The sequence below is a fragment of the Bradyrhizobium sp. CCGUVB14 genome (assembly GCF_024199935.1).
Classification (GTDB): Bacteria; Pseudomonadota; Alphaproteobacteria; order Rhizobiales; family Xanthobacteraceae; genus Bradyrhizobium.
The window spans coordinates 5,086,908-5,100,491 of sequence record NZ_JANADS010000001.1; the positions used below are offsets into that span (position 1 = coordinate 5,086,908).

The window sequence follows — 13,584 nt, forward strand, 5'->3', positions numbered from 1 at the left end:
GTGAGCTTATACGAAAGCGCGCGGCATTGCGCTATGCGCGAACCCTGACATAGCTGCCCGGGGCGTCCTCGATCGGCGGCAGCGTCTCGGTACCGACGCCGCGCGCCGGCACTTCCTCCGGATCGAGCCCGCCGAGCCATTCGCGCCAATCCGGCCACCATGAGCCCTTGTGCTCCACCGCGCCCTTCATCCACTGGGCGACGTTGACGTCCTTGATGTTGTCGTTGGTCCAGTACTGATACTTGTTGGAGACCGGCGGATTGACGACGCCGGCGATATGGCCGGAGCCGGACAGCACGTATTTCACGGGCCCGCCGAAGAATTGCGAGCCGTACAGCACCGATTCCGCCGGTGCGATGTGATCCTCGCGCGTGGCGAGGTTGTAGACGGGCACCATGACCTTGGAGAGATCGAGCAGGGTGTTGTCGAGCACCATCGTGCCGGTCGACAGCCGGTTCTCCAGATAGCAGTTGCGCAAGTAATAGGAATGGTTCGCCTGGGTCATCCGCGTTGCGTCGGAATTCCAGTGCAGCAGGTCGAACGCGCTCGGCTGCTGGCCCTTGAGATAGTTGCTGACCACGTAGGACCAGATCAGGTCGTTGGAGCGCAGCATGTTGAAGGCCATCGCCATCTTGGAGCCTTCGAGCACGCCGGACGCCTTCATGTCCTGCTCGAGCGCCGTGATCTGGCCCTCGTCGACGAACACCAGGAGATCGCCGGCATGGGTGAAATCGACCTGGGCGGCAAAGAACGTCGCCGAGGTCACGCGCTGGCGCCGCTTCTCGGCGAGCCAGGCCAGCGTGGTCGCGAGCATGGTGCCGCCGACGCAATAGCCGGCGGTGTGCACCTTCATCTCGCCGGTGACCCGCTCGATCACGTCCATCGCCGTGAGCGGGCCTTCCTTCATGTAGTCTTCCCAGCTCTTGGCACCGAGCTTCTTGTCGGGATTGACCCATGAGATCACGAACACGGTGATGCCCTGGTCGACGCACCACTTGATGTAGGATTTCTCCGGCTTGAGATCGAGGATGTAGAACTTGTTGATCCAGGGCGGCACGATCAGCAGCGGCGTGCGCAGCACCTTCTCCGTGGTCGGAGAATACTGGATCAGCTGCATCATCTCGTTCTGGTAGATCACCTTGCCCGGCGTCGTCGCCATGTTGACGCCGACGACGAGGTTGTCCGGATTGGACTGGCGGATCTTCAGCATGCCCTTGCCGGCGGCGATGTCCTCCGCCAGCATCGTCAGGCCGCGCGCGAGGTTCTCGCCGCTGCTGGCAACCGTCTCGCGCAGCACTTCCGGATTGGTCAGCACGAAGTTCGACGGCGAGATCGCGTTGGTGACCTGCTGCATGTAGAACTCGGCCTTGCGCCGCGTCTGCGGATCGAGCCCCTCGGCATCGTGCACCAGCTCCTGCGCCCATTTGGTCGTGAGCAGATAGAGCTGCATCATGAAATCGAAGAACTGGTTCGACTTCCATTCCGGATCGGCAAAGCGCTTGTCGCGCGGCGAGGGCGCGATCGCGGGCTGTGCTTCCTGGCCGGCCATCCGCCGTGCAGCCGAGCCCCAGAGATCGAGATAGTCCTTGGCGAGCTTGGTCTGGAGGTCGGACGACCGCGACTGGTCCGACAGCCAGTATTCGGCGACCGACGTGAAGGTCTTCACGACTTCGGCGAGCTCGGCCGGCGGACGGTCCTGCACCTCCCCGGTTTCGCGCGGCTTCAGATATGCGGCGAGCGCCTTGCCGCCGCTCTCCATGGCCCGTGCGACATTCATCGCGAAGGCTTCCGCATCGAACTTCGTTTCGGAGTTTGTCCCGGATTTGGGCGTGTCGGTCGTGGCGCTACTCATGAAGGCGACAGTAACGATTCATTCCCTATTCGTCACCGCGAAGCTCGCTGGTTTTGCGTTAAACACGCGTGGAAGATGTGCTGCACTGCGACAAGGCTTCTTGCTTTTGTCACAATCGCAGTGCACCTCTCCCAGCGTGGGCCTTGGATGATTTCTCGCTCGTACCATTTGTGGGCAGCAATGGTTTGAGCTTGGGCAGGTTGTTGGGATAAGCTCCCACAGCCTCGCATGGGACGAGTAGGGGAATTCCCAGGTGTTTGCGTTGTGGGACCTGCAAAAGTCGCGGCTTGCCGGCTGCGTGCTGCTGATGGCGGCGCTCGCGCTGGGCGGCTGTTCGAGTCAGCTCGCGGACATGTCGGCCGCCGACACGCCGGCTCATCCCAAGGAGCCCGGGGCCTATCTGCCGGTGCACGATTTGCCGCCGGATCGTGATCAGGCGATCATCCCGCCAGAGCAGCGCGCCAAGATCGAGGCCGAGCTTGCGGCCGCCCGCGACCGCCAGGCCGTCGCCGCCAAGGACGCCAAGTAAGCTCCGCCGATTCGGCGCGGGACGGCCATCGCAGGGCGCGCAAGGTAATCGCTGGCGCCCCCGCCACTCCGTGCTAAAAAGACTTCAATTCAGCCGAGAGTCAGGGCGAAGGAGTTCAGTCCTCGTCGCCGAAAATTGCTCCAAGTATTTGATTTTGAGCAATTTTTGCGTGTGGGGCGAGATCTCCTCGAAGGGTGGTCATCGCCCATCGATTCTATCCTGACCGGTTGCCCGGAGCCCAGAGAGCCATGGACGATTTTTACCGCATCCGCCGCCTTCCGCCTTACGTGTTCGAGCAGGTCAATCGGGCCAAGGCGGCCGCGCGGAATGCCGGTGCCGATATCATCGATCTCGGCATGGGCAACCCGGATCTGCCGGCGCCGCCGCATGTGCTGGAGAAGCTCAAGGAGACGCTCGGCAAGCCGCGCACCGACCGCTACTCGGCCTCCCGCGGCATCCCCGGCCTGCGCCGGGCCCAGGCCGCCTATTACGAGCGCCGCTTCGGCGTGAAGCTCAACCCCGACACCCAGGTCGTGGCGACGCTGGGATCGAAGGAGGGGTTTGCCAATGTGGCCCAGGCGATCACCGCGCCGGGCGACGTCATCCTCTGCCCGAACCCGAGCTACCCGATTCACGCCTTCGGCTTTTTGATGGCGGGCGGCGTGATCCGCTCGGTGCCGTCGGAGCCGACGCCGCAATTCTTCGAGGCGGTGGAGCGGGCGATCGTGCATTCGATCCCGAAGCCGCTCGCGCTCGTGGTCTGCTATCCCTCGAACCCGACCGCCTATGTCGCGAGCCTCGATTTCTACAAGGACCTCGTCGCCTTCGCGAAGAAGCATGAGATCCTGATCCTGTCCGATCTGGCTTATGCCGAGGTCTATTTCGACGAGAGCAACCCGCCGCCCTCGGTGCTCCAGGTGCCCGGCGCGATCGACGTCACCGTCGAGTTCACCTCGATGTCGAAGACCTATTCGATGGCCGGCTGGCGCATGGGCTTTGCGGTCGGCAATGACCGCGTGATCGCCGCGCTCGCCCGCGTCAAATCGTACCTCGACTATGGCGCATTCACGCCGGTGCAGGTCGCTGCGACCGCGGCGCTGAACGGCCCTGACGACTGCATCAAGGAGATGCGCGACACCTATCGCAAGCGCCGCGATGCGCTGGTGGAATCGTTCGGCCGCGCCGGCTGGGAGATTCCGCCGCCGGAGGCCTCGATGTTCGCCTGGGTGCCGCTGCCCGAAGCGTTCCGCAGCGTCGGCAGCATGCAGTTCGCGACCCTGATGGTGGAGAAATCCGGCGTCGCGGTCTCGCCCGGCGTCGGCTTCGGCGAGCATGGCGAAGGATATGTCCGCATCGCCATGGTGGAAAACGAGCAACGGATCAGGCAGGCCGCGCGCGGCGTGCGTCGCTTCCTTGAAAGCGGCATCGAAACGTTGCACAACGTCGTTCCGCTCGCCAATCGGCGCTAATTCTCTTCAAGTTCTCTTCGACAGGTTTTCCTAGGCATCATGGTTGCACCCCTGAAAGTGGGCATAGCGGGGCTCGGCACCGTGGGCGCCGAAGTTGTCCGTTTGATTGAAACGCAGGCGCGCGTGCTCGCGGGCCGCAGCGGTCGCGGCATCCGCGTCGTCGCCGTCACCGCGCGCTCGAAGGCCAAGAAGCGCAGCATCGATCTGCGCGGCGTCGAATGGGCCAAGGATCCGATGGCGCTCGCCACGCATCCCGGCATCGACTGTTTCGTCGAGCTGATGGGCGGCGCCGGCGATCCCGCGCTGTCGGCGGTCGAAGCCGCGCTGACGGCCGGCAAGTCCGTCGTCACCGCGAACAAGGCACTGCTCGCCAAGCACGGGATCAAGCTGGCAAAAGCCGCCGAAAAGCATGGCGGTGCGCTGAATTTCGAGGCAGCGGTCGGCGCCGCTATCCCTGTCATCAAGACGTTACGTGAAGGTCTTGCGGGAACCGGCATCAACCGCGTCTATGGCATCCTCAACGGCACCTGCAATTACATCCTGACCCGGATGGAGCAGGAGGGCCTGTCGTTTGCCGAGTGCCTCAAGGATGCGCAGCGCCTCGGCTATGCCGAGGCCAACCCGTCCTTCGACGTCGACGGCCACGATACCGCGCAAAAGCTTGCCATTCTCGCCAGCCTCGCTTTCGGCACGAAAGTTGCTCAAAGCGCGGTGTATGTCGAAGGTATCTCCTCCATCGCGCCGGAAGATCTGCGCGCCGCTGACGATCTCGGTTACCGGCTCAAGCTGCTCGGTGTTGCCGTTCGCACCGCCAAGGGCATCGAGCAGCGCGTGCATCCGACCATGGTTCCAAAAACCTCTTCGATCGCGCAGGTGATGGGTGTCACCAATGCGGTCACCGTCGATGGCGAGGGCATTCCGCCGATTACGCTGGTCGGCCCCGGTGCGGGGGGTGCTGCGACCGCGTCCGCCGTCGTCGCCGATATCGCCGACGTCGCACGCGGCATCCGCGCCAATCCGTTCGGCCGGCCGATCGCGCAGCTGCGCGACACCAAGAAGGCGCCGATGGAGCGGCACGAGGGCGGCTATTACATCCGCCTTCTGGCGCGCGATTTCCCGGGCACGGCGGCTGCGATCGCGACCCGGCTCGCGGAGCAGAAGATTTCGATCGAGTCGATCGTGCAGCGTCATCCCAATGGCGGCGCTGCCCCGGCGGACGGCAAGGCGGTCCCCGTGCCCGTCATCCTGATCACCTATGCCACACATGAGGACGCAGTGCGCCGCGCGCTCGCCGCCGTGCAGAAGGACAAGGTGATCAGCGGGCGGCCGCAGGTCATCAGGATCGAGAAGAACTAGAGCATGATCCGGAAAAGTGTGAAGCGGTTTTCCGGTAAGGTCATGCTCAAACGATAAAACAGTTCGAACGAACTGTGGGTGTTACGAGTTGATGTGGGCGGAGATTCCCGCCCAGAACTGTTTCGAAGGAGTTAGCCGATGTCGACCCATATTTCAGTGCCGCCGCAAGCATTGCTCGAGCGCATTCTCACGCTGGAGATCGTGCGCGTCACGGAGCGGGCCGCGGTGTCGTCGGCGCGGCTGCGCGGGCACGGGCAGGAGAAGGCCGCCGACCAGGCCGCCGTCGACGCCATGCGCCGCGAGCTGAACAAGCTGCCGATCCAGGGCACCATCGTGATCGGTGAGGGCGAGCGCGACGAGGCGCCGATGCTCTTCATCGGCGAGAAGGTCGGCGTGAACGCCGGCCCGGAGGTCGATATCGCGGTCGACCCGCTCGAAGGCACCACGCTGTGCGCCAAGAACATGCCGGGTTCGATCGCCACCATGGCGATGGCCGATGGCGGTACGCTGCTGCACGCGCCTGACGTCTACATGCAGAAGCTCGCGGTCGGCCCCGGCTACGCCAAGGGCGTCGTCGAGCTCGACGCGACGCCGGCCGAGAACGTCCGCCGCCTCGCCAAGGCCAAGGGCGTCCAGCCCGACGGCATCACGGTTCTCGTGCTCGATCGTCCGCGTCATGCCGGTATCATCGAGAGCGTGCGCTCGACCGGCGCGGCCGTGCGCCTCATCACCGACGGCGACGTCGCCGGCGTGATCCACTGCGCCGATCCCGACAACACCGGCGTCGACATGTATCTCGGCACCGGCGGCGCGCCGGAAGGCGTGCTCGCGGCGGTGGCGCTGCGTTGCATCGGCGGCCAGATGCAGTGCCGCCTGATCCTCGATTCCGGCGAGAAGATCGAGCGCGCCGCCAAGATGGGCGTCAACGATCCCAAGATGATCTACGGCATCGAGGACATGGCGCGCGGCGACTGCCTGTTCGCCGCGACCGGCGTCACGACCGGTTCACTGCTGTCGGGCGTGAAATTCCGCAAGGACGGCGTGATCGAGACCGAGACGGTGGTGATGCGTTCCGTCACCGGCACCGTGCGCTACATCAAGGCCGAGCACCGCGAACTCGCGAAGTTCCACCTGGACTGAGCTGACGACACGCTACCCTCATTCCGGGCCTGCGCCGCGCGGCGCATCCCGGAATGACCAAGAACAAGCAACATACAGGGAAGCGCCCATGTCCGATCTCTCCGCCGTCAAAGCTCTCGTCTTCGACGTGTTCGGCACCGTCGTCGACTGGCGCACCAGCCTGATCACGGACTTCATGTGGTGGGGGAAGGGCCGCGGCATCAGCACCGACTGGACCGCTCTGGTCGACGGCTGGCGCGCCGTGTACTCCGCCTCGATGGACGACGTGCGCAAGCATCCCGAGCGCGGCTATGTCATGCTCGACGATCTGCATCGCCGCTCGCTGGAGAAGCTGGTCGAGCAGTTCGCGATCAAGGGCCTCACCGAGGCCGATCTGGATTATCTCACCAAGGGCTGGCACCGCCTGCATCCCTGGCCGGACAGCGTCGCCGGCCTGACGCGGCTCAAGACCAGGTTCGTGATCTCGCCACTGTCCAACGGCAATGTCGCGCTGCTCACCAACATGGCGAAGTTTGCGAAGCTGCCGTGGGACCTCGTGATGTCGGCCGAGCTGTTCGAGCACTACAAGCCCGATCCCGAGACCTATCTCGGCGCGGCCAAGCTGCTCTGCCTCAAGCCGGAAGAGGTCATGATGGTCGCTGCCCACAATTACGACCTCAAGGCCGCCCAGAGCTATGGCTTGAAGACCGCCTTTGTCGCGCGGCCGACCGAGTACGGCCCGTTGCAGAAGATCGATTTCGAAGCCACAGGCCAATGGGACATCGTGGCCAGGGATTTCGGCGGCGTCGCCGACCAGCTCGGCTGCTAGGCCGGGCGCCCCGCATAATCCACAAGCCCTTTCTTCACGCTCAGCCTCTTACCGTTCGCGCGCCGCGAGCGGAAGCCGAGGAGCGTCGCATCGCTGCCCGTCTTGCAAAAATCACAAATTTGGGAAAACGCCGATGGCCTTCAAAGGATTGCGCGTGTTCGCGGTGATTCCGCGGACTGTGTTTGTGGCTGGCTTGCTCGCGTCGACTGCGCTCGCCGGTGTGCCGGCGCGCGCCGACCAGGACGATTTCCATTTCCGGCCGGGCCATCTGCTCCTCAGCCGAGCGGTCTATGACAACAAGGCTTCGAACATCACGGCCGGCGTCACCCAATTGCCGCCGAACTGCGTGGCGCCGAATTGCGCCACGGCGACCGCGGACGGCATTTATCCGATGGTGTTCAGCAACGATCTCGTCGATGCCTCCTTCGGTATCACGGCCAAGATCGTGCTCGACGAGCTGCGCCTGAACGGCCATCGCATCCATTCGCTCGAAGTGCCGAATAGCGGCCAGCACGGCGTCACCGCGAACAGGGACCAGATGGTGACGAGCTTCCCGTCGAAGTCCGAGATCGGGCTGAACCTCTCGATCGATCGCCACAGCGTATCGTTTATGGGTTACCTCGCACCAGTCGACGCGATCGACGTGTCGAACTCCAACACGCCCGATGTCGTCGATTCGACCAACCCGGTGACGTCAGCGTATTCACGCGTGATCGCGACGGTCGACGAGCATGGCCGCTTCCGTTTCACCAAGACCAACGCCTATAGCGGCAACAACGGCCGCGCTGCGATCCTGAACGACCGGGCCGGTGCCAATGTGTTCTACACCACCGGCAATGCCGGCAACGGCGGCAATCCTCAGCCGAACGGCGTGATCATCGGTGCGGGCGCGCAGATCATGACATCTGCGAAGACCCCGCTCGTCGATCAACCCGATCCGGGCCTGCCGACGCCGGTCGGGAGCTTCAATGTCACACAGTTGAGCCTGAAGGCCGACAAGGTTGGCAAGGACACCAACTTCCGCGGCCTGACCGTGTTCAACGACGTGATCTACGTGACCAAGGGTAGCGGCGGCAACGGCATCAACACGGTGTACTTCATCGACACATCGGGCTTCGACGCCAATGGCAAGCCGCTGGCGTGCCCCAATGGCGTCGGTCTGCCGAGCCCATCGGCGAAGCTGCCGACGACTCCGATCTACTACGATGCAACGAAGCTCCAGACGCTTGGCGTCACGCCTTACAATATGTGCGTGCTCAAGGGTTTCCCGACCAATCTCGCGAAGACAGCGACCTCGTTCCCGTTCGGGATCTGGTTCGCGGATGCCAAGACTCTCTATGTCGCCGACGAAGGCGACGGCACCAATACGTACAGCGCCGTCACCAACACCTACACCGTCGCTGCGGCCCAGACCGGAGCGGGCTTGCAGAAATGGGTGTTCGACGACGCGGCCAAGACCTGGAAGCTGAGCTACACGCTGCAGGCGGGTCTTGGCCTCGGCGTTCCCTATACCGTTCGCGACTATCCGACCGGCAACAACGCTGCGACCGGGCTGCCGTGGTCGCCGGCGACTGACGGGCTGCGCAACATCACCGGACGCGTCAATACGGACGGCACGGCATCGATCTGGGCGATCACCTCCACTGTGAGTGGTGGCGGCGATCAGGGCGCCGATCCGAACAAGCTTGTCATGATCAAGGACAAGCTCGCCGCGACCGCGCTGCCGGCGAACGAAACGTTCAGCACGGTGCGCACCGCGCGCTTCGCCGAAGCGCTCCGCGGCGTGTCGTTTACACCGGAGACCGGCCTGGGCCGTGATGCGGACGACCGTGACGGTGCCTGCGACCGCGACGACGACGATTGCCGCTGATCGGAATGAGCCGGAAGGCGGCGCCCCTTACGCGATCTTCAGCGTGGGCTCGCTGCCCTCCGTCTCCGCATAGCCCGCCTGCAACACTTCTTCCCGCTTGTGCCGCAGATGCGCGCGCAAGATATGGGAGAGCCCGGCGCCGTCGCGGCGCTGGAGCGCGTTCAGGATGGCTTCGTGCTCGCTGACGGCGAACGCCCAGCGCTGCGGCGTCATCGGCGTCACGTAGCGGGCGCGGCGGATGCGCGCGGTGACGGATGCGTAGAGGCCGGACAGCACGGGATTGCCGGCCGCATTGACGATCCCTTCGTGGATGGTGCGGTTGCCGCGGTAATACTGGATCAGATCGCCTTCGCGATAATGTTGCACCATCGCTGCGTGCGCAGCCGCGATCTCCGCGATCTCACGATCGGTGATGCGTTCGCAGGCGAGCTCGCCGGCCAATGCTTCGAGGCCCTGGCAGACCTCGAACAGGTCGCGCATGTCCTTGTCGGTCAGTTTTGCCGCGCGCGAGCCGCGATGGGGCAGGAGCTGCACGAGGCCCTCGGCAGCGAGCACCTTGAGTGCTTCGCGCAACGGCGTGCGCGAGATGTCGAGCCGCTCGCACAGCTCGCGCTCGGGAATCCGCGCGCCCGGCGGAATCTCGCCGTCGAGCAGAATGTCGCGGATACGGCCGACGACCTCCTCATGCAGCATGGGATAATCCCTAGTTTGAATGCAAAAATGATCAAATAGACCAAAGTCTGGCAATTATATCTTGAAATTCCCAAATTGTGCATTCAAAAATACAAAAAACAGCAGGGATCGAGGAAATGGACCAGGCCGTAAAGGCGGACGACCTCGTTTTTGAATGCAGGGACGGGATCGGGCGGATCACCTTTAACCGCCCGCAGGCGCGCAACGCCTTCACTTTCGCCATGTACGAGCGGCTCGCTGCCATTTGCGAGCAGGCCAACGACGATCGCTCCATCAAGGTGCTGGTGCTGCGCGGGGCCGGCGACAAGGCCTTCGCCTCGGGCACCGACATCAACCAGTTCCGCGAATTCAAGACGCCACAGGACTCCATCGACTACGAGAACCGGATCGACCGGGTGCTGACCACGCTCGAGCAATGCCGGGTGCCGACGATCGCGGCGATCAACGGTTTCTGCACCGGCGGCGGGGCGGGCATCGCCGCGACGTGCGATCTGCGCATCGGCACACGCAGCACGAAAATCGGCTTTCCGATCGCCCGCACGCTCGGCAATTGCCTGTCGATGTCCAATGTCAGCCGTCTCACGGCCCTGATCGGGGCTGCGCGGGTCAAGGATTTGATCTTCACCGCGCGCCTTGTCGATGCGGCGGAGGCAGCCCAGGTCGGGCTGCTCGGCGAGGTCGTCGACGATCTTCCGGCGCTCGACAGACGTGCCGACGAGCTCGCGCGCCTCGTCGCCAGCCATGCACCGCTGACGCTGAATGCGACCAAGCAGGCGGTGGCCCGCCTGCAAAAGCGCCTGACGCGGGACGAGGGCGAAGACCTCATCCTGATGTGCTACACGAGCCAGGATTTTCGCGAAGGGCTCGATGCTTTCCTCAACAAGCGCTCCCCGCAGTGGCGCGGTCAATAGGACGCCCCGATGCCAAGCGATCGATCGCAATCCGCCTCACGTCGTTCCGGCCCGCTCGCCGGCCTCAAGGTCATCGATCTCACCCACGTCATGGCGGGGCCGACCTGCACCCTGATGCTCGCCGACATGGGCGCCGACGTCATCAAGATCGAGAAATGGCCGAACGGCGACGACACCCGCCATTCGGTGCCGCCCAGGATCGGCGACGAGGCGGCCTCGTTCCTGATGATGAACCGCAACAAGCGCGGCATCGTGCTGGATCTGAAAACCGACGGCGGCAAGGAGGTGCTGCGTCGCCTGATCGCGGACGCCGACGTGCTGGTCGAGAATTTTGCGCCGGGCGCGATGGAGCGCCTTGGGTTCGGCTATGAAGAGCTGCACGAAAAATTTCGGGCGCTGATCTATTGCTCGCTGTCGGGCTTCGGTCGCACCGGTCCCTACAAACACCGTCGTGGGTTTGACCTGGTCGCGCAGGCCATGAGCGGCATCATGAGCTTCACCGGCGAACGCCCTGATGGCCCGCCGGTGAAATGCGGCCCGCCGCTCTCGGACATCACCGCCGGCCTGCTCGCGAGTATGGGGATCCTTGCCGCCTACACCCACCGTCTCAAGACCGGCGAGGGGCAGTGGGTCGAGACCTCGCTCTACGAGGCGGCGCTGGTGCAGACCTATTGGCAATCGACCATCGCGCTCGCCGCCGGCACCGCGCCGCGCGCGATGGGTTCGGCCCATCCGCTGAACGCGCCTTACCAGGCGTTCGAAGCCGCCGACGGCTGGCTGGTGGTCGGCGGGGCCAACAAGAAGCACTGGCTGTTGATGCTGGAGGCGCTCGGCGCGAGCGAGCTGGCCTCCGATCCGCGCTTCGTCAACGGCGCCGACCGTATGGCGAATTTGAAGGAGCTCGAAGCCGTCCTGAGCGAACGCTTCCGCACGCAAACGCGGGCGCACTGGCTCGCGGCGCTGGACGAGAAGGGCGTGCCCTGCGGCCCCGTGCACGACATGCTGGAGGCGCTCGGCGATCCGCAGACGCTGGCGCGCGAGATGGTTGTCGAGGTCGAGCATTCCACGCTCGGCCCGGTCAAGACGATCGGGTTGCCGGTCAAGTTCTCGGAAACGCCGGGCAAGGTTGTGTCCGGCGCGCCCATCTATGGCGAACATACGCGCGAGGTGCTCGCCGAGCACGGGTTCGATCAAAAGCAAATCGAAGCGCTCGAACAAGAAGGCGCAATCGTTTCGGCTTCAGGGGAGCGCAGGGAGCGCGTCGCCTGAGCGGACGTCGAGACGGCTGATCAAACAAAACAGAAAAAATCAGTTGGAGGAAATCATGCGTGGGACGTCTCTCTTCATGTTGTCCGTCAGTGCAGCCGTGTTCGCAGGCATTGCGCCGGCGTTTGCTGCCTGGCAGCCGCAGAAGCCGATCGAGTTCGTGGCGACCGCAGGTCCTGGCGGCGGCACCGACAACATCGCCCGTGCGGTGCAGAACATCATCACCAAGTACAAGCTGACGGACCAGCCGATCGTCGTCGTCAACAAGGCCGGCGGCAGCGGCGCCGAAGGCTATGTCTACGGCAAGGCTTCTGCCGGCGATCCCTACAAGGTGATCTTCGGGACCTCGAACGCCTGGCAGCAGCCGCTCGTCTCCAAGGTCGCCTTCAACTACACCGACCTCACCCCGATCGCGGCGATGGCGCAGGACGAATTCCTGCTCTGGGTCAAGCAGGACGCGCCCTACAAGACGGCGGGCGATTACCTGAAGGCTGCGGCAACCGGCGACTTCAAGATGGGCGGTGCGCAGTCCAAGGACACCGACGAGGTCCTGACCCGCATGATCGAGAAGGCCGGCCATGTGAAGCTGACCTACATCCCCTTCAAGAGCGGTGCCGAAACCGCCGTGCAGCTTGCCGGCGGACATCTGGATTCCCACGTCAACAATCCCAGCGAAAGCATTGGGCAGTGGCGCGGTGGCACGCAGCGCCCGCTGTGTGTCTTCAGACCGAAGCGGCTGCCGCAAGGCGCCAAGGTCACGGCCACCGAAGGCTGGGGCGACGTGCCGACCTGTGCCGAACAGGGTCTCGACATCAAGCAATATGAGCAGCCGCGGACGGTCTGGTTGCCCGGCAAGGTCACGCCGGAGCAGGCCGCCTATTATGTCGATCTCATGAAAAAGGTGCAGGCGACGCCGGAGTGGAAGGACTACATCGACAAGAGCTCGCAGATCGACACGTTCCTCACCGGGGCGGACTTCGACAAATTCATCAAGGAGGATCTCGAGCACCTCAGGCAGGTTGCAAGCGAGCAGGGCTGGCTGGTCAAGTGAGGCGGGGCTGTTGCATCAGCTTTGATGGAAGCAGGGCTTACCCACCAGCTCCGCTGTCGTCCCTGCGAACGCAGGGACGACAGCGAATGCTGGGCAAAGACGTGGGCGTCTTAGCCGGCCGCTGTCCGATGCCACAAGGGAGCCTTCGATGATCTCGCGCCGCGCCCTCGAACTCGCGACCGCGATCCTCACCGGCAGTTTTGGCGTTGCGGTGGTGGTCCAGAGTCTGGACAACGGTATCGGCTGGTCGAGCGCGGGCGTGGATTCCGGCACGTTCCCGTTTCTGACCGGCATCATCATCGTCGCCGGCAGCCTCTACAATCTGGCGCGCGGCGTCGTGCCGGCTGCGACGCTTGCCAGCGTTCCCATCGCGATCACGTCCGTTGAGCTGCGGCGGCTGGCGGGACTGTTCGTGCCGGCCGCGATCTTCGTTGCCGCCATCCCGCTGCTCGGGATGTATCTGGCGTCGGCGGCTTACGTGTTCGCGGTGCTCGCGATCCCTCGGCACCAATCCGTGGTGCGTTCGGCGGTGACGGCGGCGGCAACGGCGCTCGCGCTCTACGTCGTGTTTGAGCGCATGTTTCAGGTGAGCCTGCCGCACGGCGCGGTCGCCGCTGTTCTTGGGTTCTAGGGGAGCAC

Annotated in this window: 12 protein-coding genes; 10 read left to right on the forward strand and 2 right to left on the reverse strand. The window is 64.2% G+C overall.

The genetic code is table 11. The features are described 5' to 3' along the window. Nucleotides 1-31: 31 nt before the first annotated feature. A complete protein-coding gene (locus NLM32_RS23525) occupies nucleotides 32-1,852 on the reverse strand; it encodes an alpha/beta hydrolase (RefSeq protein ID WP_254131251.1) in 1,821 nt (606 codons plus the stop codon). Nucleotides 1,853-2,105: 253 nt separating this feature from the next. On the opposite strand from NLM32_RS23525, the gene NLM32_RS23530 reads away from it, so the two are divergent. The 6 genes from NLM32_RS23530 (at nucleotide 2,106) to NLM32_RS23555 (ending at nucleotide 9,024) form a co-directional block, all read left to right on the forward strand. Next, on the forward strand, nucleotides 2,106-2,381 hold the full coding sequence (locus tag NLM32_RS23530) for a hypothetical protein (RefSeq protein WP_254131252.1): 276 nt from the start codon (nucleotides 2,106-2,108) through the stop codon (nucleotides 2,379-2,381). Between the two features lie 248 nt (nucleotides 2,382-2,629). After that, on the forward strand, nucleotides 2,630-3,850 hold the full coding sequence (locus NLM32_RS23535) for an LL-diaminopimelate aminotransferase (RefSeq protein WP_254131253.1): 1,221 nt from the start codon (nucleotides 2,630-2,632) through the stop codon (nucleotides 3,848-3,850). A 39-nt stretch (nucleotides 3,851-3,889) separates the two neighbouring features. Further along, nucleotides 3,890-5,206: a homoserine dehydrogenase gene (locus tag NLM32_RS23540; protein WP_254131254.1), complete on the forward strand. Its 1,317-nt coding sequence runs from the start codon at nucleotides 3,890-3,892 to the stop codon at nucleotides 5,204-5,206. 138 nt (nucleotides 5,207-5,344) lie between these two features. Continuing rightward, the gene (gene glpX / locus NLM32_RS23545) at nucleotides 5,345-6,346 is read left to right on the forward strand and encodes a class II fructose-bisphosphatase (protein ID WP_254131255.1); all 1,002 of its coding nucleotides are present in this window, start codon (nucleotides 5,345-5,347) and stop codon (nucleotides 6,344-6,346) included. Between the two features lie 88 nt (nucleotides 6,347-6,434). Beyond that, complete coding sequence (locus NLM32_RS23550) at nucleotides 6,435-7,154, forward strand: haloacid dehalogenase type II (protein WP_254131256.1); 720 nt, start codon at nucleotides 6,435-6,437, stop codon at nucleotides 7,152-7,154. Between the two features lie 133 nt (nucleotides 7,155-7,287). Then, nucleotides 7,288-9,024, forward strand: coding sequence for a hypothetical protein (locus NLM32_RS23555; RefSeq protein ID WP_254131257.1), 1,737 nt, complete (start codon nucleotides 7,288-7,290; stop codon nucleotides 9,022-9,024). 27 nt (nucleotides 9,025-9,051) lie between these two features. Here NLM32_RS23555 and NLM32_RS23560 read toward each other — a convergent pair whose 3' ends face one another. Then, nucleotides 9,052-9,717 carry a GntR family transcriptional regulator gene (locus NLM32_RS23560; RefSeq protein ID WP_254131258.1) on the reverse strand — a complete coding sequence of 222 codons (666 nt, stop codon included), beginning with the start codon at nucleotides 9,715-9,717 and terminating at the stop codon, nucleotides 9,052-9,054. Nucleotides 9,718-9,833: 116 nt separating this feature from the next. Here NLM32_RS23560 and NLM32_RS23565 point away from each other — a divergent pair, with 116 nt between their 5' ends. The 4 genes from NLM32_RS23565 (at nucleotide 9,834) to NLM32_RS23580 (ending at nucleotide 13,576) form a co-directional block, all read left to right on the forward strand. Next, nucleotides 9,834-10,628 carry an enoyl-CoA hydratase/isomerase family protein gene (locus tag NLM32_RS23565; RefSeq protein ID WP_254131259.1) on the forward strand — a complete coding sequence of 265 codons (795 nt, stop codon included), beginning with the start codon at nucleotides 9,834-9,836 and terminating at the stop codon, nucleotides 10,626-10,628. A 9-nt stretch (nucleotides 10,629-10,637) separates the two neighbouring features. Next, entirely contained in the window at nucleotides 10,638-11,897 is a 1,260-nt protein-coding gene (locus tag NLM32_RS23570; RefSeq protein ID WP_254131260.1) for a CaiB/BaiF CoA-transferase family protein, read from the forward strand. A 55-nt stretch (nucleotides 11,898-11,952) separates the two neighbouring features. After that, nucleotides 11,953-12,945: a tripartite tricarboxylate transporter substrate binding protein gene (locus tag NLM32_RS23575; protein WP_254131261.1), complete on the forward strand. Its 993-nt coding sequence runs from the start codon at nucleotides 11,953-11,955 to the stop codon at nucleotides 12,943-12,945. A 148-nt stretch (nucleotides 12,946-13,093) separates the two neighbouring features. Beyond that, nucleotides 13,094-13,576: a tripartite tricarboxylate transporter TctB family protein gene (locus tag NLM32_RS23580; protein WP_254131262.1), complete on the forward strand. Its 483-nt coding sequence runs from the start codon at nucleotides 13,094-13,096 to the stop codon at nucleotides 13,574-13,576. Nucleotides 13,577-13,584: the final 8 nt, after the last annotated feature.